This is a genomic window from Streptococcus oralis (assembly GCF_003943395.1).
Classification (GTDB): domain Bacteria; phylum Bacillota; class Bacilli; order Lactobacillales; family Streptococcaceae; genus Streptococcus; species Streptococcus oralis_BF.
This window is the reverse complement of sequence record NZ_RJPJ01000002.1, coordinates 64874-91415: the sequence shown is the minus strand read 5'-3', so window position 1 is coordinate 91415 and position 26542 is coordinate 64874. Positions and strand designations below refer to the sequence as shown.

Annotated in this window: 31 protein-coding genes; 28 read left to right on the top strand and 3 right to left on the bottom strand. The window is 41.5% G+C overall.

What is annotated here, in order from left to right:
* The first annotated feature begins 11 nt into the window (after positions 1-11).
* From D8802_RS01800 to D8802_RS01785, 4 genes are all read left to right on the top strand, one after another.
* Positions 12-2066 (top strand): cation:proton antiporter, encoded by a 2055-nt coding sequence (locus D8802_RS01800; RefSeq protein ID WP_125394569.1) that lies wholly within the window; start codon positions 12-14, stop codon positions 2064-2066.
* A 35-nt stretch (positions 2067-2101) separates the two neighbouring features.
* Positions 2102-2986 (top strand): YihY/virulence factor BrkB family protein, encoded by an 885-nt coding sequence (locus D8802_RS01795; protein WP_125394568.1) that lies wholly within the window; start codon positions 2102-2104, stop codon positions 2984-2986.
* A gap of 89 nt (positions 2987-3075) precedes the next feature.
* Positions 3076-3528, top strand: coding sequence for a MarR family winged helix-turn-helix transcriptional regulator (locus tag D8802_RS01790; RefSeq protein ID WP_084945908.1), 453 nt, complete (start codon positions 3076-3078; stop codon positions 3526-3528).
* 13 nt (positions 3529-3541) lie between these two features.
* On the top strand, positions 3542-4249 hold the full coding sequence (locus D8802_RS01785) for a B3/B4 domain-containing protein (protein WP_125394567.1): 708 nt from the start codon (positions 3542-3544) through the stop codon (positions 4247-4249).
* 60 nt (positions 4250-4309) lie between these two features.
* Here D8802_RS01785 and queA read toward each other — a convergent pair whose 3' ends face one another.
* Positions 4310-5338, bottom strand: coding sequence for a tRNA preQ1(34) S-adenosylmethionine ribosyltransferase-isomerase QueA (gene queA, locus D8802_RS01780; RefSeq protein ID WP_125394694.1), 1029 nt, complete (start codon positions 5336-5338; stop codon positions 4310-4312).
* Between the two features lie 147 nt (positions 5339-5485).
* Between queA and D8802_RS01775 the strand changes: the two genes are divergently transcribed.
* Complete coding sequence (locus tag D8802_RS01775) at positions 5486-6193, top strand: glucosamine-6-phosphate deaminase (RefSeq protein ID WP_125394566.1); 708 nt, start codon at positions 5486-5488, stop codon at positions 6191-6193.
* 180 nt (positions 6194-6373) lie between these two features.
* On the opposite strand, the gene D8802_RS01770 is transcribed toward D8802_RS01775, so the two are convergent.
* Positions 6374-6973, bottom strand: coding sequence for a rhomboid family intramembrane serine protease (locus D8802_RS01770; RefSeq protein WP_125394565.1), 600 nt, complete (start codon positions 6971-6973; stop codon positions 6374-6376).
* A 201-nt stretch (positions 6974-7174) separates the two neighbouring features.
* Between D8802_RS01770 and rpsU the strand changes: the two genes are divergently transcribed.
* From rpsU to D8802_RS01670, 20 genes are all read left to right on the top strand, one after another.
* Entirely contained in the window at positions 7175-7351 is a 177-nt protein-coding gene (gene rpsU, locus D8802_RS01765; RefSeq protein ID WP_000048054.1) for a 30S ribosomal protein S21, read from the top strand.
* Between the two features lie 130 nt (positions 7352-7481).
* Complete coding sequence (hprK, locus tag D8802_RS01760) at positions 7482-8417, top strand: HPr(Ser) kinase/phosphatase (RefSeq protein WP_038805477.1); 936 nt, start codon at positions 7482-7484, stop codon at positions 8415-8417.
* A complete protein-coding gene (gene lgt / locus D8802_RS01755; protein WP_125394564.1) occupies positions 8410-9198 on the top strand; it encodes a prolipoprotein diacylglyceryl transferase in 789 nt (262 codons plus the stop codon). The genes hprK and lgt overlap by 8 nt, the downstream gene beginning before the upstream one ends.
* The gene (locus D8802_RS01750) at positions 9199-9582 is read left to right on the top strand and encodes a DUF948 domain-containing protein (protein WP_000895027.1); all 384 of its coding nucleotides are present in this window, start codon (positions 9199-9201) and stop codon (positions 9580-9582) included.
* A 15-nt stretch (positions 9583-9597) separates the two neighbouring features.
* Positions 9598-9996 (top strand): YtxH domain-containing protein, encoded by a 399-nt coding sequence (locus tag D8802_RS01745; protein WP_000517390.1) that lies wholly within the window; start codon positions 9598-9600, stop codon positions 9994-9996.
* Positions 9997-10068: 72 nt separating this feature from the next.
* A complete protein-coding gene (gene hemW / locus D8802_RS01740) occupies positions 10069-11199 on the top strand; it encodes a radical SAM family heme chaperone HemW (protein WP_125394563.1) in 1131 nt (376 codons plus the stop codon).
* A gap of 4 nt (positions 11200-11203) precedes the next feature.
* Positions 11204-11941, top strand: a complete 738-nt coding sequence (locus D8802_RS01735) for an acyl-[acyl-carrier-protein] thioesterase (protein ID WP_125394562.1) — start codon at positions 11204-11206, stop codon at positions 11939-11941.
* A gap of 10 nt (positions 11942-11951) precedes the next feature.
* A complete protein-coding gene (locus D8802_RS01730) occupies positions 11952-12725 on the top strand; it encodes a TIGR01457 family HAD-type hydrolase (protein WP_125394561.1) in 774 nt (257 codons plus the stop codon).
* Positions 12715-13335 (top strand): TIGR01906 family membrane protein, encoded by a 621-nt coding sequence (locus D8802_RS01725; protein ID WP_125394560.1) that lies wholly within the window; start codon positions 12715-12717, stop codon positions 13333-13335. Before D8802_RS01730 ends, D8802_RS01725 begins: the two co-directional genes overlap by 11 nt.
* A gap of 197 nt (positions 13336-13532) precedes the next feature.
* Complete coding sequence (locus tag D8802_RS01720) at positions 13533-13934, top strand: Spx/MgsR family RNA polymerase-binding regulatory protein (protein ID WP_004246303.1); 402 nt, start codon at positions 13533-13535, stop codon at positions 13932-13934.
* Positions 13935-14213 carry a UPF0223 family protein gene (locus tag D8802_RS01715; protein ID WP_001041968.1) on the top strand — a complete coding sequence of 93 codons (279 nt, stop codon included), beginning with the start codon at positions 13935-13937 and terminating at the stop codon, positions 14211-14213.
* The gene (locus D8802_RS01710) at positions 14203-14976 is read left to right on the top strand and encodes an inositol monophosphatase family protein (protein WP_125394559.1); all 774 of its coding nucleotides are present in this window, start codon (positions 14203-14205) and stop codon (positions 14974-14976) included. Before D8802_RS01715 ends, D8802_RS01710 begins: the two co-directional genes overlap by 11 nt.
* Positions 14977-16281, top strand: coding sequence for an RsmF rRNA methyltransferase first C-terminal domain-containing protein (locus D8802_RS01705; protein WP_125394558.1), 1305 nt, complete (start codon positions 14977-14979; stop codon positions 16279-16281). It begins immediately after the preceding gene.
* Between the two features lie 213 nt (positions 16282-16494).
* Positions 16495-17373, top strand: a complete 879-nt coding sequence (locus D8802_RS01700; RefSeq protein WP_125394557.1) for a phosphate ABC transporter substrate-binding protein PstS — start codon at positions 16495-16497, stop codon at positions 17371-17373.
* Positions 17373-18290: a phosphate ABC transporter permease subunit PstC gene (gene pstC, locus D8802_RS01695; protein WP_001070951.1), complete on the top strand. Its 918-nt coding sequence runs from the start codon at positions 17373-17375 to the stop codon at positions 18288-18290. Before D8802_RS01700 ends, pstC begins: the two co-directional genes overlap by 1 nt.
* Positions 18280-19164, top strand: a complete 885-nt coding sequence (gene pstA / locus D8802_RS01690; protein ID WP_000543050.1) for a phosphate ABC transporter permease PstA — start codon at positions 18280-18282, stop codon at positions 19162-19164. The genes pstC and pstA overlap by 11 nt, the downstream gene beginning before the upstream one ends.
* A gap of 10 nt (positions 19165-19174) precedes the next feature.
* Complete coding sequence (gene pstB / locus D8802_RS01685) at positions 19175-19978, top strand: phosphate ABC transporter ATP-binding protein PstB (protein ID WP_000049847.1); 804 nt, start codon at positions 19175-19177, stop codon at positions 19976-19978.
* Positions 19979-19990: 12 nt separating this feature from the next.
* A complete protein-coding gene (gene pstB / locus D8802_RS01680) occupies positions 19991-20749 on the top strand; it encodes a phosphate ABC transporter ATP-binding protein PstB (protein ID WP_125394556.1) in 759 nt (252 codons plus the stop codon).
* 11 nt (positions 20750-20760) lie between these two features.
* A complete protein-coding gene (phoU, locus tag D8802_RS01675) occupies positions 20761-21414 on the top strand; it encodes a phosphate signaling complex protein PhoU (RefSeq protein ID WP_125394555.1) in 654 nt (217 codons plus the stop codon).
* A 158-nt stretch (positions 21415-21572) separates the two neighbouring features.
* Complete coding sequence (locus D8802_RS01670) at positions 21573-22388, top strand: ABC transporter substrate-binding protein (protein WP_125394554.1); 816 nt, start codon at positions 21573-21575, stop codon at positions 22386-22388.
* A gap of 20 nt (positions 22389-22408) precedes the next feature.
* On the opposite strand, the gene D8802_RS01665 is transcribed toward D8802_RS01670, so the two are convergent.
* Positions 22409-23680 carry an aminotransferase-like domain-containing protein gene (locus D8802_RS01665; protein ID WP_125394553.1) on the bottom strand — a complete coding sequence of 424 codons (1272 nt, stop codon included), beginning with the start codon at positions 23678-23680 and terminating at the stop codon, positions 22409-22411.
* Between the two features lie 145 nt (positions 23681-23825).
* Between D8802_RS01665 and budA the strand changes: the two genes are divergently transcribed.
* The 3 genes from budA (at position 23826) to D8802_RS01650 (ending at position 26501) form a co-directional block, all read left to right on the top strand.
* Positions 23826-24557 (top strand): acetolactate decarboxylase, encoded by a 732-nt coding sequence (gene budA, locus D8802_RS01660; RefSeq protein ID WP_125394552.1) that lies wholly within the window; start codon positions 23826-23828, stop codon positions 24555-24557.
* Positions 24558-24566: 9 nt separating this feature from the next.
* Positions 24567-25319, top strand: a complete 753-nt coding sequence (locus tag D8802_RS01655) for a YhfC family intramembrane metalloprotease (protein ID WP_125394551.1) — start codon at positions 24567-24569, stop codon at positions 25317-25319.
* 369 nt (positions 25320-25688) lie between these two features.
* Positions 25689-26501, top strand: coding sequence for a Cof-type HAD-IIB family hydrolase (locus D8802_RS01650; RefSeq protein WP_125394550.1), 813 nt, complete (start codon positions 25689-25691; stop codon positions 26499-26501).
* The last annotated feature ends 41 nt before the right edge of the window (positions 26502-26542 follow it).

The following is a 26542-nucleotide window of genomic DNA, read 5'->3' as shown; positions in this document are numbered from 1 at the left end:
GGAGGAATTGTATGGAATTACTCATTTACTTGATTCTATTTTTATTTGTCTTAATCGTTTCAACTACGACCAATAAACTTCTCCCTTTTTTGCCCCTTCCTCTTGTACAAATCCTTTTGGGGATTGGGATTGGTTTATTTGTTCCCGATGCGGATTTTCATCTCAATACAGAGCTGTTTCTGGCCATGGTTATTGGCCCCTTACTTTTCCGAGAGGCAGAAGAAGCCGATATTACATCTGTTTTAAAACACTGGCGCATCATTGTCTACTTAATCTTTCCAGTGATTTTCATCTCGACCTTGAGTTTGGGAGCCTTGGCTCATTTCCTTTGGCTCAGTCTTCCTTTAGCTGCCTGTTTAGCTGTTGGGGCAGCGCTTGGTCCGACAGATCTGGTAGCTTTTGCTTCTCTTTCTGAGCGTTTTCGTTTCCCAAAACGGGTATCCAATATTCTCAAAGGAGAAGGACTTTTAAATGATGCTTCTGGCTTGGTTGCCTTTCGGGTGGCACTGGCTGCATGGACAACTGGCGCTTTTTCCCTCAGTCAGGCTGGAACATCCCTAGCACTTTCAATCCTTGGTGGTTTTGCAGTCGGTTTTGTGACGGCAATGATCAATCGTTTCTTGCATACATTTTTACTGAGTGTGCGAGCGATAGATATAGCCAGTGAACTATTGCTAGAGCTAAGTTTGCCACTTATGACCTTTTTTATCGCAGAAGAGTTTCATGTTTCAGGGATTATCGCAGTAGTGGTTGCAGGTATTTTGAAGGCCAGCCGCTTTAAGAAAATTACGCTCCTTGAGGCTCAGGTGGACACCGTGACGGAGACCGTCTGGCACACCGTGACCTTTATGCTAAACGGCTCTGTCTTTGTTCTCTTGGGAATGGAGTTAGAGTTGATTGCGGAGCCAATTTTGTCTAATTCTCTCTACAATCCCCTTCTTTTACTGCTTTCAGTTGTCGTGCTGACCTTCTTGCTTTTTGCGATCCGCTTTGTCATGATTGCTGGTTTTTACTTTGTGAGGACGCGTCGACTTAAGAAAAAAATTCATAAGTACATGAAAGATATGCTTCTTTTGACCTTCTCTGGCGTCAAAGGGACAGTGTCTATCGCGACCATTCTCCTCATACCAAGTCATTTAGAGCAGGAATATCCTCTGTTGCTCTTCCTTGTAGCAGGCGTTACACTATTGAGCTTTTTAACGGGTTTGCTGGTTCTCCCTCACTTATCTGAGGAACAAGAGGAAAGCAAGGATCACTTGATGCATATAGCGATTTTGAATGATGTAGCTACAGAATTAGAAAAAGAGCTAGACCATCACAAGAACAAACTTCCTCTTTATGCAGCTATTGACAATTACCATGGTCGGATTGAAAACCTCATCCTTAGTCTGGAAAACAAGAGAGTCCAAGAGGACTGGGAGGCTTTAAAACTCCTCATCTTGAGTATCGAAAGCGATGGTTTGGAGCAGGCTTACGAGGAAAGGAAAATCGGTGAACGTGGTTATCAAGTTTATCAACGCTATCTGAAAAATATGGAGCAGAGTATCAATCGCAAGGTGGCTTCACGCCTAACATATTACTTCCTTGTGTCACTCCGTATCTTGCGTTTTCTCCTGCATGAATTGCTGACCTTTGGCCAAACCTTCCGTAGTTGGAATGACAAGGAGCAACGTCGTCTTCGAGCTATTGACTATGATCAAATATCCGAACTCTATCTGGAGAATACGGAGCTGATTATCGAAAGTTTGGAAAACCTAAAAGGAATCTACAAGAGTAGTCTGATCAGCTTTATGCAGGAGTCTCGCTTGCGTGAAACAGCTATTATTGGTAGTGGTGCCTTTGTCGAACGTGTTATCAATCGTATTAAACCAAACAATATCGATGAAATGCTAAGAGGTTACTATCTAGAACGTAAGTTAATTTTTGAATACGAAGAGAAGAAATTGATTACGGCTAAGTATGCCAAGAAATTACGGCAAAATGTCAACAATCTTGAGAATTATTCTCTAAAAGAAGCCGCAAATACTCTGCCCTATGATATGATGGAATTAGTCAGAAGAAATTAGTTTAGAAAATCAACTTGTATTAGGAGGATTGCAACATGAAAAAGTGGTGGAAAGAGCTGATGGAACGGCCCTTGTTGAAAGCTTTTTTACATTTTTATCAAGCTTCCGATAGTGAACTGACCAGTGTTGCGGTTGCTTATTATTGGTTGGTTTCAATTTTCCCCTTGTTGATGATAGTGGTCAATATCTTGCCCTATTTCCAAATTCCGATTTCAAATTTTTTGCTCACCATCAAAGAATTTGTGCCGGATACGGTCTATGATGTGGTCGCAAAGATTGCTCGCGAAGTCCTGACTCAACCATCAACTGGTTTGCTGAGTTTTGCAGTCTTGTCTGCCCTTTGGACCTTCTCGAAATCAATGGATTTCCTCCAAAAAGCTTTTAATAAGGCCTATGGAGTAGCCAAGAGCCGAGGCATTATCTCCCATCAACTGATGAGTTTACTCGTCAGCTTTGGCTTGCAAATTCTTTTTGCCCTAGCCTTATTTTTGAGTATGTTTGGGCGTATGTTGCTCAACCTGCTCAAAACTTACTGGCAATCAGACAGTCCTTTCTTTGATTACCTACAGGACTTTACAGGCCCTTTGATTTATGCCTTGCTCTTTGCCATCTTGGTCATGCTCTACTATTTCCTTCCAAATGTCAGAGTCCCTCGTATTCGCTACGTTTTTCCTGGTAGTATCTTTGTTTTGCTGACTCTTGTCTTTCTTTTGAATATCTTTTCTGTCTATTTCAATAACTATGTCAATCATCTAGTCGACGTCCGATTTTTCAGCTCCATTATCGTGGTGGTGATGATGTTCTGGTTTATTCTCATAGCAAAGATTTTGATTATCGGAGCAGTTATCAATGCCAGTGTTCAGAGTTTAAAAGATCCAAAGTTTCGTGATAACACATTCTTTTTAAAAAATGAAGAATAAAAAAAGACGCTTTGAAAACAAAGTGTCTTTTTGTTGCATTTGCAACAAAAATGTGCTATTCTATCATCATAGATGCGAGAGGAGGAAACATGTCGTTATTACGCGAAATCGGAGTTATAGCTCGTGCCCTAGATTCTATTGCTAATATTGAGTTTCGTGATATTGAATTAGCTCGTGGGCAATACCTTTATTTAGTACGGATCAAGGAGAATCCAGGAATCATTCAAGAAGCCTTGTCGGATTTACTGAAGGTTGACCGTTCGACAGTTGCTCGTTCAGTAAAAAAACTGGAAGAAAAGGGGTTAATAAAACAAGGAATGACCAGTACAAATCGGAAAAATAAAGAGTGGTTTGTCACTGAAAAAGGAGAGGCACTTTATCCTTTTATCCTTGCTGAACATCACTATTCAGAGAACTCTGCCCTAAAAGGATTTTCTAGGGAAGAGGCCAGAGAACTGGAGAGTCTACTAATTCGGGTTAGAAAAAATATTACTAGTGATTGGGATATGGTCAAAAAAGGCCAGAAAAGAAATTATTTATAATAAGAGGTGAAAGATGAAAGTTATCGTTGAAAATGAATTTTGGAGCTTGTTTCCAGAAGCACAGATTAGCGTTTTAGTAGTAAAGGGATTAGATAATACAGTTGATGAAAGCAAGGATCCCTATTTCAAAACCTTGCTAGATAAGGGAGCTAAACGAGCTGAGGATTTCATTTCGGACGAGAATTTTACTCAGAATGATGTCATTCAAGAATGGCGTCAGGCTTTCAGCAAGTTTAAAACGAAAAAAGGAGCACGCTCCTCTATAGAAGCTCTGCTTAAAAGGGTCAGTCAGGGAAGAGAGTTCAATCCCATCAATCCCTTAGTAGACATCTATAATAGTGTCTCTCTATCTTATGCGGTTCCCTGTGGTGGCGAGGATGTGAACAAGATTGTAGGCAATCTTCATCTTGGTCAGGCTAAGGGAGGAGAACCTTTCTTTCCACTAGGAGCTGAAAACGATGCGCCTGCTTTACCTGAAGAAATCATCTATTATGACGATGAGGGGGCTGTTTGTCGCTGTCTCAACTGGAGAGAGGCACAGAGAACCATGCTGACAGAAGAGACAAAAGATGCTGTCTTAGTGATTGAAGCGATCAATGCAGAACAGGCGACACGTGCTCGGGCTGCCATGGAAGAATTACAGGACTTGGTAAAGGACTACTTTGGTGTTCAAGGCAAACTGATTCATTTAACTTCTGAGTTCCCAGAAATTACACTTTAAACAGAAATAGCCCTGTCATCTCTTAGGAATAAACTATCCTAAAGAAATGACGGAGCTATTTTAATAGATAAACATGGCATCACCGAAACTGAAGAAACGGTAATGTTCTTGAATAGCGTGGTGGTAAGCATCTAAGACTAATTCAAGGCCTGCAAAGGCAGAAACCAACATGACCAGAGTTGATTTGGGTAGATGGAAGTTGGTTGAGAAGGCATCGACAACCTTCCACTCGTAACCAGGCTTGATAAAGATATTGGTCCAGCCAGAATCTGCTTGGATTTGCCCATCAAACTTGGAACCGATGGTTTCCAGTGTGCGGATCGAAGTAGTTCCAACAGCGATAACACGACCTCCATTTTCCTTGACAGAGCGAAGGGTGGCTGCGGCTTTATCAGAAAGTTGGTAGAACTCTGAGTGCATTTCGTGTTCGTCCAGATTGTCAACAGAAACGGGTCTAAAGGTTCCTAAACCAACGTGGAGCGTTAAATAAACCAAATGGACACCCTTGGCTTGGATTTCTGCTAGCAGTTCTTTAGTAAAGTGGAGACCAGCAGTAGGTGCGGCAGCAGAACCACTTTCTTTAGCGTAGACCGTTTGATACCGTTCACGGTCATCTAGTTTTTCATGGATATAAGGCGGTAATGGCATTTCACCTAGACTTTCCAAAACTTCTAGGAAAATTCCTTGGTATTCAAAGCGGACAATGCGGCCCCCGTGGGTCAATTCTTCCGTAACGACAGCGCTGAGGCGACCATCACCAAAGCTGACGCGAGTACCGACCTTGAGGCGTTTAGCAGGTTTAGCCAGAACTTCCCACTCATCTCCACTAGTATTTTTAAGCAGGAGAAGCTCCACATGGCCTCCTGTTTCTTCCTTTTGACCGTAGAGGCGGGCAGGAAGGACACGGGTGTCGTTCATGACAAGGGCATCACCTGGTTCCAACATATCGATAATGGAGTGGAAGTGTTTATCCTGCATTTCTCCCGTCTCACGATTAACGATAAGGAGTTTGGAGGCATCTCGTTTTTCAAGTGGTGTTTGGGCAATCAATTCCTCAGGCAAGTGGAAATCAAAATCAGCTGTATTCATTTTTTTCATCATTCTTTCTAATTTCTAATCCTATCCATTATAACATGTTTCAAGTATGGACACTCTTTTTTTAGAAATTAAATCGTTTTCACTTGACAAAAATTGGTCTATACCATATAATGAATATAGAAATATGGAGGGTATAAAATGAAAGTTATTAAAGTTGAAAATCAAGTCGAAGGTGGAAAAGTAGCTTTTGAGATTTTGAAGGAAAAATTGGCCAATGGCGCTCAAACATTAGGACTTGCGACAGGAAGCAGTCCACTTGAGTTTTACAAAGAAATCGTAGAGAGTGACCTTGATTTCTCAAATCTAACCAGTGTGAACCTTGATGAGTATGTGGGGCTTGATGGGGACAACCCACAGTCTTATCGTCATTTTATGCAAGAACACTTATTCAACCAAAAACCATTTAAGGAGAGTTTCTTACCTAGAGGAGACAAAGACCATGCTGAAGCAGAAGTAGAACGCTACAGTCAAATTTTGGCTGACCATCCAGTCGATCTCCAAATCTTAGGAATCGGTCGCAATGGTCATATTGGCTTTAATGAGCCTGGTACTCCATTTGACAGTCAAACGCATCTAGTAGAACTTGATCAATCTACTATCGAAGCCAATGCTCGCTTCTTTGACAAGATTGAAGACGTTCCAACTCAAGCCATTTCAATGGGGATTAAAAATATCTTAGATGCCAAGTCAATTATTCTCTTTGCTTATGGTGAGTCAAAAGCAGAAGCCATCGCTGGAACAGTATCAGGCCCAGTAACTGAAAGTCTACCAGCAAGTAGCCTCCAAAACCACCCTGATGTGACTATTATCGCAGATGCAGCAGCGCTCAGCTTACTTGAAAAATAAAAATTACACGAACCACTTGCTCTTTGGAGTGAGTGGTTTTTTACTTCAAATGTTCACTATACTGCTAAAAGAAATTTTTTTGCAAATCACCGTAACAGTTGTTAATATTTCATATAAAAAGGCATCCAATAGAAAATTCTTAAATGTCTGTAAACTTTGATATAATCGTATTGACTATTCTTATGATGCTATACGATTTTTATTAAGACAGTTGTTGATGCTGGAAACCATGATATAACTGGCAATTCCTGACATGTGAAGAAAGGTCGAAATCCAGCCTGTTATATTTGGTAGAAGCATGGTGAGAGATAGAACGATTAAAAGGATATAAAATAGTTTTAATCCTAAATTGAAATTCTTCCATATACCAAACATACTCATCACCCCACCCATTACAAAAGCATAGCCAATAGCAGAGATACCCGATGCCTGAATTTCCTGATTCTGTGTTAATATATGAAATACAATCGAAGATATTACCATAGAAGTAATAAAAACTAAAAATACATATTTTGATCCCCTTTTATACTCCAATAGCCCACCAAAAGGAAGTAACATTAAAGTATTTAAAACTAAATGAAACCATATAAACCATACTGGTGCTTCTTTACTTCCATGCATAAATGTACCACTAAAGTATTGCCAACAATAAATTGGCTTTGAATGAAATGCAAATAAGTCATACATTACACTTCCCCAAAAGGTAGTAAGAATTCCTAGCAATAAACAAATTACAACTAAAATACTTACTACAGGGTAAATTTTTATGATTCTTTTCATGTTATAGACTCACTTCTAAATAATACTAATTTTTGCTAATCAATATGTGCCACTATTATATCATTTCCATCTATAAATGTTAATCAATTTTAACAAGATTAAAAGTGAAGATAATATAAGTTTATGGCAGTTTTTTCCTTGACATTTATTCATTTTGCGTGTAAAATAGAATAGATCTTGAACTTGAAGGGAGTGAAAAAAATGTCTAAAACAGTAGTACGTAAGAATGAATCTCTTGACGATGCTCTTCGTCGTTTCAAACGTGCGGTTACTAAAGCTGGTACTCTTCAAGAAACACGCAAACGTGAATTCTATGAAAAACCTTCTGTAAAACGCAAACGCAAATCAGAAGCAGCTCGTAAACGTAAAAAATTCTAATTTGAAATGAAAGGCTAGAGAAATCTAGTCTTTTTATTTTTAAATAAATACTGTAAATCCTGCAAAAAAAGGAAACTTCCAACTACAATTTGATATAATAGTAAGGAGAACTCGATTGAAGGAGGAAATTATGTCGGTTTTAGTAAGAGAAGTAATTGAAAAGCTTAGACTAGATATTGTCTATGGTGAAGGCGAATTGCTTGAAAAGGAAATCAATACTGCGGACATTATGAGACCTGGTCTTGAAATGACGGGCTATTTTGATTACTATACTCCAGAACGGATTCAGCTGTTAGGGATGAAGGAGTGGTCCTATTTGGTTGCCATGCCTGCCCATAACCGTTATCAAGTTTTGAAGAAAATGTTTCTACCTGAAACACCCGCTGTCATCGTTGCTCGTGGCTTGGTAGTGCCAGAAGAAATGTTGAAAGCTGCTAGAGAATGTAAGATTGCGATTTTAACCAGTCGAACATCAACTAGTCGTTTATCTGGAGAGTTATCTAGCTACCTTGATTCCCGTTTGGCTGAACGTACGAGCGTGCATGGTGTCTTGATGGACATCTATGGCATGGGTGTCTTGATCCAAGGGGATAGTGGTATCGGTAAGAGCGAGACGGGTCTTGAGCTTGTGAAACGTGGACACCGTTTGGTAGCAGACGATCGTGTAGATATCTTTGCCAAGGATGAAATGACCCTTTGGGGAGAGCCCGCTGAAATTTTGAAGCATTTGCTTGAGATTCGTGGAGTGGGTATTATTGACGTGATGAGTCTCTACGGAGCAAGTGCTGTAAAAGATTCTTCACAAGTTCAGTTGGCTGTTTACTTGGAAAATTATGATACCCATAAGACCTTTGACCGTCTAGGGAACAATGCCGAAGAACTCGAAGTTTCTGGTGTAACGATTCCGCGTATCCGCATTCCAGTAAAAACAGGACGCAATATCTCTGTTGTTATTGAGGCGGCAGCCATGAACTATCGCGCTAAAGAAATGGGATTTGATGCGACGCGTTTATTTGAAGAACGCTTGACTAATCTCATCTCCAAAAATGAGGTGAAAGATGATTAATCCAGTTGCATTTGAAATCGGCCCTTTTTCCATTCGTTGGTATGCTTTGTGTATTGTAGCTGGTTTGATTCTTGCAGTCTACCTTGCTATGAAAGAAGCTCCCAAAAAGAAAATTCTATCAGATGATATTTTGGATTTTATCCTGATTGCTTTTCCAGTTGCTATTTTAGGTGCTAGACTATACTACGTACTCTTTCGCTTAGATTATTATCTTCAAAATCCAGGTGAAATCATTGCTATTTGGAATGGTGGTTTGGCTATTTATGGAGGTTTGATAGCGGGCGCTATTGTTCTTTATATCTTTGCAGATAGAAAGCTGATTAATACTTGGGATTTCTTAGATATTGCAGCACCGAGCGTCATGATTGCCCAGAGTTTAGGGCGCTGGGGGAACTTCTTTAACCAAGAAGCCTACGGTGCAGCGGTAGATAGTCTGGATTATTTGCCAGGCTTTATCCGTGATCAGATGTACATTGAGGGGAGCTACCGTCAGCCGACCTTCCTATATGAGTCGGTTTGGAATCTGATTGGATTTGCTTTGATTCTGATTTTTAGACGAAAATTAAAGGGAATCAGACGTGGTCATATCACTGCTTTCTACTTGATTTGGTATGGCTTTGGTCGTATGATCATCGAAGGCATGCGGACGGATAGTCTCATGTTCTTTGGTTTGCGAGTTTCTCAATGGTTATCAGTTATCCTTATCGGGCTTGGTATTTTTATCATACTTTATCAAAATCGAAAGAAAGCCCCTTTCTATCATACTGAGGAGGAAAACTAAATGTTAGAAGTTGCTTATATTCTTGTTGCCATTGCTTTGATTGTTTGTTTAGTCTATTTGACAATCACGATTCAAAAAGCCGGTCGTATGATTGATGAAACAGAGAAAACCATCAAAACGTTGAGCTCAGATGTGAACGTTACCTTGCATCAGACTAATGAATTGTTGGCTAAGGTCAATGTGTTAGCAGACGATATCAATATCAAAGTTGCGACGATTGATCCACTTTTTACGGCTGTGGCTGACTTATCTGAGTCAGTATCTGATCTCAACCAACATGCACGTGTTTTAGGTAAAAAGGCTTCATCTGCTGGTTCAAAGACCATTAAAACAGGTGCAAGCTTGTCCGCTCTTCGTTTCGCAAGTAAATTTTTCAAAAAATAAAAAAGGAGAAATCTTATGGGAAAACTATCCTCTATCCTTTTAGGAACAGTTTCAGGTGCAGCTCTTGCTTTGTTTTTGACGAGTGACAAGGGCAAGCAAGTTTGTAGTCAAGCTCAGGATTTTCTAGATGATTTGAGAGAAGATCCAGAATATGCTAGAGAGCAAGTCTGTGAAAAACTAACAGAAGTGAAGGAACAGGCAACGGACTTTGTGCTGAAAACAAAGGAACAAGTAGAATCTGGTGAAATCACTTTTGATAGCGTCCTTGACCAAGCTAAAAACTGTGCTCGACAAGCGACAGAAGCGTCAAAGGAAACCTTTAACAATCTCAAGGAGCAATGGCAAGAACAGTCAGCAACTCCAGACGTTGCTGAAGACCAAGAAGAAATCATCATCGATATTACTGAAGTATAAGGTATCACCATCTCTGGTTCTGGAGATGGTGATTTTTATCTGGAAAGCAGTCTTTGTGGTATAATAAATACTATGCAGAAAAAACCAACGTCCGCCTATGTGCATATTCCCTTTTGTACACAGATTTGTTATTATTGTGACTTTTCAAAAGTTTTTATCAAGAATCAACCAGTAGATAGTTATCTGGATCATCTGCTAGAAGAGTTTCGTTCTTATGATATCCAAAAGTTGTCAACCCTCTACATCGGAGGTGGGACGCCAACGGCACTGTCCGCTCCGCAATTAGAGCTGCTCTTAGATGGCTTGACTAAAAACCTAGATTTGTCTGTCTTGGAAGAGTTGACCATTGAGGCTAATCCAGGAGACTTAGATGCGGATAAAATCGCGGTTTTGAAACAGTCACCAGTCAATCGTGTTTCCTTAGGTGTGCAGACTTTTGATGACAAAATGCTGAAAAAGATTGGGCGTAGTCATTTGGAAAAGGATATTTATGAAAATATCGACCGCCTCAAACTCGCTGGTTTTGACAATATCTCCATCGACCTAATCTACGCTCTACCTGGTCAAACTATGGATCAGGTCAAGGACAATGTAGCTAAGGCTATCTCGCTTGATATTCCTCATATGAGCCTTTATAGCTTGATTTTGGAGAATCATACGGTCTTTATGAACCGCATGCGACGAGGGAAGTTGCCCCTACCCAAGGAAGAGTTAGAAGCGGAGATGTTTGAGTACATCATCGCAGAACTGGAGCGAGCTGGTTTTGAGCATTATGAGATTTCAAATTTCTCCAAGCCGGGCTTTGAAAGTCGCCACAATCTCATGTACTGGGACAATGCCGAGTATTATGGTATCGGTGCGGGTGCTTCAGGCTATGTGGATGGAATTCGTTATAAAAACCACGGTCCTATCCGCCACTATCTCAATGCAGTAGAGGCAGGAAATGCTCGGATTACAGAAGAACACCTGAGCCAAAGGGAGCAGATGGAAGAAGAAATGTTCCTAGGACTCCGCAAGAAATCTGGGGTTTCTATGGCACGATTTGAGGAAAAATTTGGACGGTCCTTTGATGGACTTTATGGCGAAATCATCAGAGACTTGGTTCAACAAGGTCTCATGAAAATCGACGGTGATCGTGTCCGAATGACAAAGAGAGGTCTCTTTTTAGGAGACACTGTAGCAGAACGATTTATTTTGGAGTAGAACAATGGGTTTAACTTATCAAATGAAAATGAAAATTCCTTTTGATATGGCGGACATGAACGGTCATATCAAACTTCCAGACGTGATTTTGCTGTCCTTGCAAGTATCAGGTATGCAGTCGATTGAACTGGGAGTTAGCGACAAGGATATGTTAGAACGTTACAATCTGGTCTGGATTATTACAGACTATGCGATTGACGTGGTACGCTTGCCTCGCTTTGCTGAGAAGATTACGATTGAAACGGAAGCATTGACTTACAATCGTCTTTTTTGCTACCGCCGTTTCACTATCTATGATGAAGCAGGTCAAGAAATCATTCGCATGTTAGCAACCTTTGTTCTCATGGACAGAGATAGTCGGAAAGTCCATGCTGTCGAGCCTGAGATTGTTGTGCCTTACCAGTCTGAGTTTGATAAAAAACTCATCCGTGGGCCGAAGTATGCTAACCTGGAAGACCCGATCAGTAAAGACTACCATGTTCGCTTTTACGACTTGGATATGAATGGTCATGTCAATAACAGCAAATATCTGGATTGGATTTTTGAGGTCATGGGTGCAGACTTTTTGACCAAGTATATTCCAAAGAAAATCAATCTCAAATATGTCAAAGAAGTGCAACCAGGTGGCATGATTGCTTCAACTTATGAACTCAAGGGACTAGAAAGCAAGCATGAGATTATCAGTGATGGCGAGATTAATGCCCAGGCTATGATTACGTGGCAAGAAATTGAAGGCAATTAGAAAGGGCGATATGGCTTATAAAGGTTATTTAATTGATTTAGACGGAACCATTTACAAGGGGAAAGACCGAATTCCGGCGGGTGAGGCTTTTGTGCATGAACTGCAAAAGCGAGAAATTCCCTATCTCTTTGTAACCAACAATACAACCCGAACTCCAGAGAGTGTTCAAGAGATGTTGGCTCAGAATTTTAACATTAATACCCCTCTATCAACTGTCTACACGGCAACTCTGGCAACCATAGACTATATGAACGACTTGGGACTGGAAAAGACAGTCTATGTCATCGGCGAAGCTGGGCTCAAGGATGCCATCAAGGCAGCCGGTTATGTCGAAGACAAGGGAAATCCAGCCTATGTGGTAGTTGGACTGGACTGGCAAGTCGACTATGAAAAATTTGCGACAGCGACTCTAGCCATTCAAAAGGGGGCTCACTTTATCGGAACCAATCCAGACCTCAATATTCCGACGGAACGTGGCCTTTTGCCAGGTGCTGGTTCACTGATAACACTTCTTGAAGCAGCAACACGGGTCAAATCGGTTTATATCGGGAAACCGAATGCTATCATTATGGACAAGGCGGTTGAGCACCTAGGTTTGAAAAGAGAAGAGTTGCTCATGGTTGGGGACAACTACCTGACAGATATCCGAGCAGGAATTGACAATGGTATTCCAACGCTCTTGGTGACGACAGGTTTTACCAAGGCAGAAGAAGTAGCGGACCTGCCAATCGCACCAACTCATGTAGTTTCTAGCCTTGCGGAGTGGAATTTTGATGAAAACTAAACTGACCTTTTGGGGAAGTATGCTCTTTCTCCTCTCCCTTTCTATCCTACTGACGATTTATCTGGCTTGGATTTTCTATCCCATGGAGATTCAGTGGCTGAACTTAGCGAATCGAGTTTATCTAAAGCCCGAAACCATTCAGTACAACTTTCATATTTTGATGAATTACCTGACCAATCCCTTTAGTCAGATCTTAGAGATGCCAGATTTTCGTTCATCAGCTGCAGGTTTACACCATTTTGCGGTGGTGAAGAATCTCTTCCACTTGGTTCAGCTAGTTGCCCTAGTGACATTACCAAGTTTCTATTTCTTTGTTAGAAAGATTGTGAAAAAAGGATTTCTACCTCTATATCGTAAAAGTATTCTGACTTTAGTGCTATTGCCTCTGGTCATTGGGCTTGTAGGAGTGTTGATTGGTTTTGAGCAATTTTTTACTCTCTTCCATCAGATTCTCTTTGTGGGAGATGATACCTGGCTTTTTGATCCCGCAAAGGATCCCGTTATTTTGATTTTACCAGAGGCCTTCTTCCTCCATGCTTTCCTTCTCTTCTTTGGACTCTATGAAAGTTTCTTTGGTTTTCTTTATTTGAAAAGTCGTAGAATACTTTAATGTGTTGCATTGATAAAACAGTGATGAAGTTAAAAATTCTTACGAGGAGTGAATTAACTTCATTGGAATTGAGTAATTCGTTCGCATACAGTCTATTTTTCTAGAAAAAAATATGCTTTTTTCTAGAAATTGCTAGTCAAGCGCTTTATTTTTTTGTATAATAAGAATAGAAAAGTATAGATAAAGAAGAGAAAAGCATGATTACACTATTTTTATCACCGAGCTGTACATCATGTCGTAAGGCAAAGGCCTGGTTAGAGACGCATAAAGTTCCTTTTGAGGAGCATAACATTATGACCAGTCCTTTAACAAGAAAAGAATTGCAACACATTCTTTCCTTGACCGAAAATGGTACTGATGACATCATTTCAACTCGTTCAAAAATTTTTCAAAAATTGGATATTGATGTAGAGAGTATTTCGGTATCGGAGTTGCTTCAGTTGATTGAGCAATATCCTAGTCTTTTGCGTCGCCCAATTATTATTGATACCAAACGCATGCAGATCGGTTTTAATGAAGATGAGATTCGTGCTTTTCTCCCTCGTAGTTACCGTAAACAAGAATTGAAAGAAGCAACATTGAGAGCTGGTATAGGATAGATGAACAAACAGTATAGTTACCCACTAGATTTGTCGTGGAGCACTGAAGAACTTGCTTCAGTGCTTTCTTTTTTTAATGATGTTGAAGCTGCCTATGAAGATAAGGTAGAAGCAAAAAAACTGCTAGAGTCTTACAAGGAATTTAAGTCTGTCGTTCCGAGCAAAAGTGAAGAAAAGCGCCTAGGTCGCGAATTTGAGACGGCTAGCGGTTATTCCTTCTATCATGCAGTTCAATTAGCAAAAGAAAAAAGAGAAGGGAAGATTTCTCTTGGAAACTAAATTTGAATTTGCCAAGCAGATTGTGCAGGAAGCTGCTGAGTACATTTTGGCTCACATGCAAGAAGATTTGCAGGTTGAGCGAAAGTCTTCCCCTACAGACTTGGTGACGCGTTTGGATAAGGAGGTTCAGGATCTCTTAGTTCAGAGAATTTTGGCATCTTATCCAGAAGACTTGATTTGCGCGGAAGAGGGCTGTTTACGTGCTGCAGTCGGTCAAGGTTCCGTTTGGGTGATTGATCCCATTGACGGTACCAATAACTTTGTCGCTCAGAAGGAAGATTTTGCCGTGATGTTGGCCTATTTTGAGAATGGGGTTGGGAAATTCGGTATCATTTATGATGTCATGAAAGGGGATTGTTACCATGGTGGTGGTGACTTTCCTCCATATCGTAATAATGACCCCTTACCAATTTTTAAAAAGAAGCCTCTCAGAGAATTTTTAGTGGCTGGTAACTCAGCTATGTTTGAAACCAATGAGTGGGGCTTGGCAGATTTGGGTCGAGCAGCGTTGGGTGTCCGTGTCTACGGCAGTGCGGCCATTAGTTTTGCCAAGGTTTTATCAGGTCGTCTTCTGACTTATATTACCTATCTGCAGCCATGGGATTACGCTGCGGCCAGTATCTTAGGGGAAAGTCTGGGTTATCGCCTTCTTACGGTATCGGGTGAGCCCGCTGATTTTCAAACGCGTCAGCCTGTCATGATGGTGCCAATCGAGATGCAAGAAGAGATTCAGTCTTATATCTACGAAAGGAAAGAGAACTAAATGCAATTTCCAGAAGGATTTGTTGAAAAATATGAAGCGATACTAGAAGATGAGGCAAGAGATTTTCTTGCCTCTTTTAAACAGGAAGCGGTATCGGCTTTTCGGGTCAATCCCTTAAAAGAAAGTCAGCTGTCGTTTGACGATGCCATTCCCTATACACCTTGGGGATACTATGGCAAGGTCTCAGGGAAGTCACCAGAGCATGTGACAGGTTTTGTTTATTCGCAAGAGCCTGCAGCCCAAATGGTGGCCCAGGTGGCTCAACCAAGCCCTGGTATGAAGGTCTTGGACTTGGCGGCAGCACCAGGTGGAAAATCCACGCAACTAGCAGCCTATCTGGCTAATCAGGGAGTCCTTGTTTCCAACGAAATTTCAAGTAAACGTGCTAAGATTTTAGTGGAAAATATGGAGCGGTTTGGTGCTACAAACGTAGTTGTGACCAATGAATCTGCGGACCGCCTAGCCAAGGTCTTTAAAGGTTATTTTGATGTGATTGTCCTTGATGCCCCTTGCTCGGGTGAAGGGATGTTCCGTAAACAACCAGATGCCATGGATTATTGGAGTACCGATTATCCGAGCCAATGTGCCAGTCTCCAAAGAGAGATTCTAGAAGATGCAGTGACCATGCTTGCAGAAGGTGGCCGTCTGGTCTACTCGACCTGTACTTGGTCACCTGAGGAAAATGAAGAAATCGTCCACTGGTTGCTTGATACTTATGATTTTGAATTGCTTCCAGTCGAGCATGTGAACGGTATGGTAGCAGGAATTGGACTTCCTGAAACGGCGCGAATGTACCCTCACCATTTTAAGGGAGAAGGTCAGTTTGTTGCCCACCTGCAGTTTAAGGGAGAAAATCCAGCACCTAAATTCAAAGCCAGCAAGAGCAATCTCAGTCGTGAACAATTGGCTCTGTGGCATGATTTTGCCCAAAAACACTTGCAGGTCAATCTAACTGGTATCTTGCAGACTTTTGGAGATCAGCTCTATCTCTTGCCAGAGATGCTACCTGATCTAGGCAAACTCAAAATTGCTAGAAATGGGCTCCATCTGGGGACGTTTAAGAAGAAACGCTTCGAACCAAGTTTTGCTCTGGGATTAGCCTTAAAACCAAGTCAAGTTTTGCAAACAGTCGAAATCAAGGATGAGAATTTTGTAAAATATGTGGCTGGGGAGACAGTTCAGCTAGCTGAAAGTCTACCAAATGGCTGGTATCAAGTTGTGGTTCAAGGAAACGGTCTGGGCTTTGCAAAAGTTACTGGAAATGTTTTAAAAAATTATTATCCAAAAGGCCTCAGATTCAAGTGAAAAAGCTAGTCAAAGAATCTATTCTATGTTATATTGGAAGTATGAGTTTTTTCTGATAGTCTTTCATTTTTACTTATATTATGTTACGAACTGACTGGTCCTCAATGGGGCTTCCAGTCTATAAATCGTAAACCAAATCTTATCATCACTAATTGATATGATAGGAACAGAAAGAAATCAGAGCATTCATCATTATGTTCAAGGAGAAAAATAGTGAAAAAAAGAAAAAAGCTCGTCCTCTCTCTTGCGACTCTTTTGCTGGCAGGTTCTTTAGCAGGATGTGCAAGCTGGATTGATCGTGGAGAAACCATGACAGCCGTCGGATCAACTGCTCTTCAGCCTTTGGTTGAAGCCGCAGCAGACGAATTTGGTTCAAAAAATATCGGAAAAACAGTCAACGTTCAAGGTGGAGGTTCGGGAACAGGACTTTCTCAGGTGCAGTCTGGAGCTGTAGACATCGGGAACTCTGACGTTTTTGCTGAGGAAAAAGATGGAATTGATGCTTCAGCTCTAGTAGACCACAAGGTTGCAGTGGCTGGTCTGGCAGTGATTGTGAACAAAGAAGTGGCTGTTGAAAATCTCACAACCGAGCAACTTCGCAAAATCTTTACAGGTGAAGTGACCAACTGGAAAGAAGTTGGGGGCAAAGACCTGGCCATTTCAATCATCAACCGAGCAGCAAGTTCTGGTTCAAGAGCGACGTTTGATACGGTGGTTATGAATGGCCAAGCGGCAATGCAGAGCCAAGAACAGGATTCTAACGGGATGGTCAAGTCGATTGTATCCCAAACGCCTGGAGCTATTTCTTACCTAGCCTTTGCCTATGTAGATGACTCAGTGAAAAGCATGAAACTGAATGGGTATGAGCCTACGTCTGAGAATGTAACGACCAACAACTGGCCTTTGTGGTCTTATGAACATATGTACACACTTGGTCAGCCAAATGAGTTAGCTGCTGAATTCCTGAATTTCGTCCTCTCAGATGAAGCTCAAAATGGAATTGTTAAGGGAATGGGCTATATCTCTATCAATGAAATGAAAGTCCAAAAGGATGCTTCAGGTACCGTTACAGCGGTAGAAGGAGGTCAATAATGAATCAAGAAGAATTATCTAAAAAATTACTCTCTCCTTCAAAGAACTCTCGCCTTGAGAAGTTTGGTAAAGGTTTGACCTTCACTTGCCTTTCTTTGATTGTCATCATTGTGGCGATGATTTTGATTTTTGTAGCTCAGAAAGGCTTATCGACCTTCTTTGTCAATGGAGTGAATATCTTTGATTTCCTCTTTGGACAAACTTGGAATCCTTCAGGGAAACAATTTGGTGCTCTTCCGATGATTTTGGGTTCCTTTATTGTGACGATTTTATCAGCTCTCATCGCAACACCCTTTGCTATTGGTGCTGCAGTCTTTATGACAGAAGTATCACCAAAGGGTGCAAAGATCTTGCAACCAGCCATTGAACTTCTCGTTGGTATTCCTTCAGTCGTCTATGGATTTATCGGTTTGCAAGTTGTGGTGCCTTTTGTCCGTAGCGTCTTTGGTGGAACTGGTTTTGGGATTTTGTCAGGGATTTTCGTTCTTTTTGTCATGATCCTACCAACTGTAACCTTTATGACAACAGACAGCTTGCGTGCTGTTCCTCGTCATTACCGTGAAGCTAGTTTAGCTATGGGAGCCACTCGTTGGCAAACCATCTGGCGTGTGACCTTGAAAGCAGCACGTTCAGGTATTTTCACTGCAGTGGTCTTTGGGATGGCGCGTGCCTTCGGTGAAGCCCTTGCTATTCAGATGGTTGTCGGAAACTCAGCAGTTATCCCAACCTCGCTAACAACACCAGCTGCGACTTTGACTTCTGTTTTGACTATGGGTATCGGAAATACTGTCATGGGAACGGTTGATAATAATGTTCTCTGGTCACTGGCCTTAGTCTTGCTCTTGATGAGTTTGGCCTTTAACAGTGTGATTAAATTGATTACGAAAGAAAGAGGAAAGAAAAACTATGCACGCTAAGAAATTAGATAAACTTGCAACAGCTGTCCTCTATACCATCGCGGGTATTATCGTGGCCATTTTGGCATCTTTGATTCTCTATATCTTGGTGAGAGGGTTACCGCACATCTCTTGGTCCTTCTTGACTGGGAAATCCTCCTCTTATCAAGCAGGTGGAGGTATCGGGATTCAGCTCTATAATTCCTTCTTCCTTCTGGTCATTACCTTGATCATTTCTGTTCCCCTGTCTATGGGAGCTGGCGTTTTTCTCGCTGAGTATGCCAAAAAAGGACCTGTGACCAATTTTATTCGTACCTGTATTGAGATTTTGTCTTCTCTACCATCAGTCGTTGTGGGTCTCTTTGGTTACTTGATCTTTGTAGTCCAGTTTGAGTATGGATTTTCAATCATTTCAGGTGCCTTGGCCTTGACGGTCTTTAACCTCCCTCAGATGACTCGAAATGTTGAGGACAGTTTAAAACACGTTCACCATACACAACGTGAGGCTGGTCTGGCTCTTGGAATTTCACGTTGGGAGACTGTGGTCCATGTCGTCATTCCAGAAGCCCTTCCAGGTATCGTAACGGGTGTTGTCTTGGCATCTGGCCGTATCTTTGGTGAGGCCGCCGCTCTTATCTATACGGCAGGGCAGTCTGCACCAGCCCTAGACTGGTCTAACTGGAATATCCTTAGTGTTACCAGCCCTATCTCAATCTTCCGTCAAGCAGAAACCTTGGCAGTCCACATCTGGAAGGTCAACAGTGAAGGAACCATTCCTGATGCTACCATTGTATCAGCTGGTTCTGCCGCGGTGCTCCTCATCTTTATCTTGATTTTTAACTTTGGGGCACGCAAACTCGGAAGCTATTTACACAAGAAATTAACCGCTGCCTAAAGGAGAAGCCATGTCAAAATATAACTGGGATGAAAAGCATATCATCACCTTCCCTGAAGAAAAAGTGGCCCTCTCAACCAAGGATTTACATGTTTACTATGGTAAAAATGAATCCATCAAGGGCATCGATATGCAATTTGAAAAAAATAAAATAACGGCCTTGATTGGTCCATCAGGATCTGGGAAATCTACCTATCTCCGTAGTCTCAATCGGATGAATGATACCATTGACATTGCCAAGGTAACAGGTCAAATTCTTTACCAAGGAATTGACGTCAATCGTCCTGAAATCAATGTCTATGAGATGCGTAAGCATATCGGAATGGTCTTTCAACGTCCAAATCCATTTGCCAAGTCTATTTACCGCAACATCACTTTTGCTCATGAACGTGCAGGAGTCAAGGATAAGAAAGTCTTGGATGAAATTGTAGAAACTTCTCTACGACAGGCTGCCCTTTGGGATCAGGTCAAAGACGACCTCCACAAATCAGCCTTGATGCTTTCTGGTGGTCAGCAACAACGTCTCTGTATCGCTCGCGCCATCTCTGTTAAACCAGACATTCTTTTGATGGATGAACCAGCGTCAGCCTTGGATCCGATTGCGACAGCTCAGCTTGAAGAAACCATGCTGGAGTTGAAGAAGGACTTTACCATCATTATCGTTACCCATAGTATGCAGCAGGCTGCTCGTGCGAGTGACTACACAGGATTTTTCTACTTGGGTGATTTGATTGAGTATGATAAGACATCCAATATTTTCCAAAATGCTAAGTTACAGTCAACCAATGACTATGTAACGGGACACTTTGGTTAGAAAGGAAACGGTATGTCAGAAGCGATTTTACAGGTGTCAGACCTGTCTGTTTATTACAATAAAAAGAAGGCCTTGAATAGTGTTTCCCTTTCTTTCCAACCTAAGGAAATAACGGCCTTGATTGGTCCTTCTGGATCAGGAAAGTCCACCCTGCTCAAAGCCATCAACCGCATGGGTGATCTAAATCCTGAGGTGACAACAACTGGATCAGTGGTCTATAATGGTCACAATATCTACAGTCCCCGCACCGATACGGTTGAATTGCGTAAGGAAATCGGTATGGTCTTTCAACAGCCCAATCCCTTCCCTATGTCTATCTACGAAAATGTTGTCTATGGGCTGCGTATCAATGGGGTTAAGGACAAGCAAGTTCTTGATGAAGCAGTAGAAAAGGCCTTGCAACGTGCTTCTATCTGGGATGAAGTAAAGGATCGTTTGCATGATTCGGCCATTGGTCTCTCAGGAGGTCAACAGCAACGTGTCTGTGTTGCCCGTGTTTTGGCAACCAGCCCTAAAATCATCCTCTTGGACGAACCAACTTCAGCTTTGGATCCTATCTCGGCTGGTAAGATTGAGGAAACCTTGTATGGTCTAAAAGACAAATACACCATGCTCTTGGTAACGCGTTCCATGCAGCAGGCTTCTCGTATCTCTGATAAGACTGGCTTTTTCCTAGATGGAGATTTGATTGAGTTTAATGATACGAAGAAGATGTTCCTTTCCCCTCAAAACAAGGAAACAGAAGATTATATTACAGGAAAATTTGGATAAGGAGTTGAAAGATGTTACGATCACAATTTGAAGAAGATTTGGAGAAATTGCACAACCAGTTCTATGCTATGGGACAAGAAGTGCTCTCGCAGATCAATCGTACAGTGCGTGCCTTTGTTACGCATGACCGTGATTTGGCAAAAGAAGTCATCGAAGACGATGCAGAAGTAAATGAATATGAAGTGAAGTTGGAAAAGAAATCATTTGAAATGATTGCCCTTCAACAACCTGTTTCGCAAGATCTTCGTACCGTCTTGACCGTTCTCAAGGCAGTTTCTGACGTGGAACGCATGGGAGATCATGCAGTGTCTATAGCTGAGGCGACCATTCGTATGAAGGGGGAGCAACGTATCCCTTCTGTTGAAGATGAAATCAAAAAGATGGGACGCGACGTGAAAAACTTTGTCGAAGCAGCTCTAGATCTCTATCTGAACGGTTCTGTGGATCAAGCCTATGAAGTTGCGGCTATGGATGAAAAAATCAACCATTACTTTGATAGCATCCGAGATTTGGCTACAGAAGAAATCAAGAAAAACCCTGAAGCTATCGTTACAGGTCGTGATTACTTCCAGGTCATTTCCTTCTTGGAGCGTATCGGAGACTACGCAAAAAATATCTGTGAATGGGTTGTTTACTTTGAAACAGGTAAGATTGTCGAACTCTAAGAAATGGATTAAATATGCACTAAAAAGGCTAATCAACTCAGATTAGTCTTTATTTTTGAATAAAAAAGGAATTTTTTGAAATAAAAATTCTGAAAATGTTGACAAGTATTTTCAAATAAGTTATAATTATTCAGAAACAACAGAAAGGTCGTTTATTTATGAAAATCAAGAAATGGATATTAGTTGTGTGTAGTATACTTGCCAGCATGGTTTTAGTAGCCTGTCAGTCAAGTACGGATAGTTCCCAGTCTGCTGTGGAGGCTATCAAACAAAAAGGAAAGCTAGTCGTTGCGACCAGCCCAGACTATGCACCGTTTGAATTCCAAGCCTTGGTAGATGGTAAAAACCAAGTGGTTGGGGCAGATATTGATATGGCTCAAGCAATTGCGGATGAGCTTGGGGTTAAACTTGAAATCTCTAGCATGAGTTTTGACAATGTTTTGACCAGCCTTCAAACTGGAAAGGCTGACTTAGCCATTGCAGGAATTGGTGCTACAGATGAGAGAAAGGAAATCTTTGACTTTTCAATTCCTTACTATGAAAACAAGATGAGTTTCTTGGTTAGAAAAGCCGATTTAGACAAGTACAAGGATCTCTCAAGCCTTGCAAGTGCGAATATCGCAGCTCAAAAGGGAACCGTTCCAGAAACTATGGTCAAGGAACAATTGCCAAATGCCCAGTTGACATCCTTGACCAATATGGGGGAAGCAGTTAATGAATTGCAGGCTGGAAAAGTGGATGCTGTTCATATGGATGAACCAGTTGCTCTTAGCTATGCAGGTAAAAACTCAGACCTTGTCGTTGCATCTGTTAACTTGACAATGAAAGATGGCGAAGCCAATGCTGTTGCTATCAAGAAGGATCAATCAGACTTGAAAGCAGTAGTAGATAAGGTTATCCAAAAACTGAAAAATGACGGAACCTATCAAACTTATCTTGAAAAGGCAGCGAAACTAACAGAAGTTGAACAATAAAAAGAAAGCAGAGTTGGACTTTAATCCAATTCTGCTTTTATGTATTCTAATAGCTCTTCTAGATTTTCAAGAGTGACTTTGACAAACTGATAAGGGCAGGCATCCAAATAAGCCTTCTCAAAAAAGTCTAGTTTGAGTGAGCTGTGTTTCAAACTGGCAATATTAGGATAGTGTCTCAAATCAAGCAGAAGGCCATCATGTAGAGGATAGTGGGGCAAGGGACAGGTGTTTTCTTCAAGCACTTTCTTTATCCGAGCCTGATAGTTCTCTTGAAGGGTCAGTCTGGCCAATCGATTTTTTTCAAATAACTGGCTATCGATGTAAAGAGAAAGAGCTTTTTGCATGATGAGATTGCTGTCATAGTCCAGGATATTTTTATAGGAAACAAAGGCCTCTTTTAGGGCATTTGGGAGAATGAGAGCGGTAATACGAAGGGCTGGAAAGAGACTTGTTGAGAAGGATTTGATATAAATGACACGATCTTCAGTATCCAGATAGTGGAAGGTTTGGCCCTTTCTAGGATCTAGGTCACCTAGATAGTCATCCTCGACGATGTATACACCATACTGATTTGCTAAATCCAATATGGCTCTTTTTTCCTGATCAGAATAGGAATGACCTAGGGGATAGTGGAAGCGAGGAATGGTATAGAAAAACTTGATTTTCCCAGATTTGAACTGTTCTTCCAGTTCTTCAAGGTTGATACCATCAATTCGGCGTTCAATGGTCTGGTAGGCTAATCCTTGAGCGACCAAGAGGCGATTCATCCGGTGGTAGGTCGGCTGTTCGACCAAAATCTCAGCTCCCTTGCTCGGAAAGTTAATCTGAGAAAGGATAAAGAGAGCTTGTTGGGTGCCAGATGTTAGAACCAGTTGGTCGGGTTTACAGTAGAGGGCTTGGTCAAAGAGGAGTTGATGGACAGATTGTCTGAGTTCCTCAAGGCCTTCTTGGTTGTCATAGTAGTTGAAGAGGTAGTTTTCTCGACCTTTCAGGGTTTCATTGACGCAGAGTCTGAAGTCGTCATAAGCACTGGCATGTTCATCAGTGACTTCGATTTCTAAGTCTTGGTGCTGTCCTTGCTCCAGAACATAGTAGCCACTTTGGGGTTTGGCATAGAGGTATTGTTCATGGCGTAATTCCAGTAGGGCTCGTTGGATAGTGTCTTTGCTACAGTGGAAGTCTTGGCTCAGTTGACGGATGGAGGGAAGCCGGCTACCTGTTGGGAATTTTCCTGATTCGATTCCTTTTTTGAGAAAGGAAACGACTGCTTGGTATTTACTTTCTTTCTTCATTCCAGACCTCCCTTGATTTTGTTACATTGTACCTTTTTTTTGCCTCCTTTGCAATGGGAAAAGCATTTCTCCCTTTCACAACTAGGAGCAAATGTGGTATACTTAGAAAGTATAATGATTCATTGAAAAGAAGATAAGAAAGAGAATGGATAGAAAAGTGCAGGAACCGGTTAAATTATTTCAATACAATACTCTAGGTGCCCTAATGGCAGGTCTCTATGGTGGAACCATGACAGTAGGAGAATTGCTGGAGCATGGCGACCTTGGATTGGGAACCCTTGATTCGATTGATGGGGAGTTGATTGTCCTTGATGGCAAGGCTTATCAAGCCAAAGGTTCAGGGGAGCAACCTGAAATTGTAGAAGTCGCACCTGATGCTCTTATTCCCTATGCAGCAGTGGTTCCTCATCAGGCAGAAGTGATTTTCCGCCAGCGCTTTGAGATGACGGACAAGGAATTGGAAAAGCGAATTGAGTCCTACTATGATGGGGAGAATCTTTTTCGTTCCATCAAGATTCATGGGGAATTCGCTCACATGCATGTACGGATGATTCCCAAGTCAACAACAGATACCAAGTTTGCTGATGTCGCGACTCACCAGCCTGAGTATAGCCGTGAAAATGTATCAGGAACCATTGTTGGATTTTGGACGCCAGAGATTTTCCATGGAGTGAGTGTTGCAGGCTACCATTTGCATTTTATCTCAGACGATTTGACCTTTGGTGGGCATGTGATGGACTTTATTATCAAAGAAGGAATGATCGAGGTTGGAGCAGTCGATCAGTTGGACCAACGTTTTCCAGTCCAAGATCGCCAGTATTTATTTGCCAAATTTAACGTTGACGAGATGAAGAAAGACATTGATAAGTCAGAATAGGAGAAAAAGATGACACTACATATTATCCTTACGATGATTGCTTTGGTTTTAGTCCTAGTAGGTGGAACTTGGTACGCCAAAAAACGGTTTCAGATCTCTCTTGCAGTGATGGGCTTGGGGGCAATCGCATTTTTTGTTTCTTCTCAAGTGTTAGAGAAGATGGTTCACCTTCTGATACTCCATCCGCAAAAAGACGGAACCATTCCGCTCATGCAGGAGCAGCCTTTCCTATATGTTCTTTATGCGATTGCCATGGCTGCCCTTTTTGAGGAAACTGCCCGCCTTGTCTTTTTTAAATGGTTGGAGAAAAAGAGATGTCTAGAAGATAAAGACGCTTTGGCTTACGGCTTGGGACATGGAGGTTTGGAGTTGCTCTATCTTGGGATGGGAAGCTTAATCAGTTTGTTGATCCTCTTTTTACTCATCCAGTCTTCAAATACTGATGTAGCAAATCTCCTTCCAAAGGCTACCCTCGAAACGGTTCAGTCTCTTTCTGTATGGCAGGTTTATTTATTAGGAGTTGAGCGAGTGCTTGCCCTAGTTCTCCAAATCGGTCTCTCTATCTGGGTCTATCAAAGTGTCCGTCAAAAGAAATGGATCTACCTCCTTGCTGCCTATGGTTTGCATGCCTTGTTTGACTTGGCTCCAGCCTTATCTCAAGTGGGATGGATTGCAAATCCGCTTCTAGTTGAGTTTATTCTTCTCGTAGAACTTCTAGTCTTTATCTGGCTGACAAAATCAACATTTTGGAAAAAATCATAAAAAGAGGGGTGACCTCTTTTTATTGTTCTCTCTTAACTCTGTTATTTCTGTTTCTTGCTATTTAGAGCCAATTGTATTATCTGGAAGACAAGCCTATCTTTCTGTTTAACACCAATTTACCAAGGGACAGCCAGCTTTTCAAGAAATGAAAAACTTGTTTGATAAAATCTTCAATTAAGCCTAGGAGATGCTGTTATTAAGCAAGCCCACATCAACTCTGTCTATGTTTGAAAATAATTTAAAAATTTTTTTATTTTCCTCTTGACATGGAACGCGTTCCAGAATGTACAATGGTATCAAAGGTTGGGAATGCGCATTTAAACCGACCTATCACACGCTAGCGGACAAAGAAGAAAAGAGGACAACATTATGACCATCAAACGTATTTTTTCGGATATGGACGGCACCCTTCTCAATTCTGAGGGCCGCGTTTCTAGCGAGAATAGCAAGGCTATCCGCGATGCTCAGATTCCGCTGACTTTGGTTTCTGCTCGAGCTCCAATGGAAATGAGAGAGGCTATCGAAGCACTTCAGCTGACTGGCCCTCAAGTAGGTTTTAACGGTGGTTTGATTTATCAGATTGTGGATGGAAAGGTCAAGCCCCTTCATATAGATATTCTCCCTAGAAAGACAGCACAAACTATCTTACAGGCAGTGCGCCAGCATTTTCCACAAATTAGTGTCAGCTATTATGATATGACGAACTGGTATTGTGATAGAATAGATGAAGGGATTCGTCTAGAGTTCAACATCACGCGCCAGGCACCAACGCTTACAAACGAGGCTGATTTTCTAGCTGCCAAGGACAATACCTTCAAGATAATGATGATTACCTTAGATAATGACGATTTATTGGCACTGGAGAAATACTTGCAATCCCTAGACTTGGGCGAGGTCAGCATTCTCCGATCTGGTCAATATCATCTAGAAATTACCAGCAAAACTGCTAAAAAATCAAAAGGTATTGCTTATATTCTCAAAAAAGAAGGTTTAGATAAGAGCCAGACCGCTGCCTTTGGTGATGGGCACAACGATATCCCAATGTTTGAGATGGTGGGCTATCCAATCGTAATGGGCAACGCCTTTCCTGACATCAAAGAGCTGGCTTATAAGGTAACACGCAGCAATGATGAACATGGTGTCGGCTACGGCATCCGTAAATATCTCAAAAAAATCCATTAATCACGTGTTTGGAGGGTGTCAATCCTCCTATAGAAAGCAAA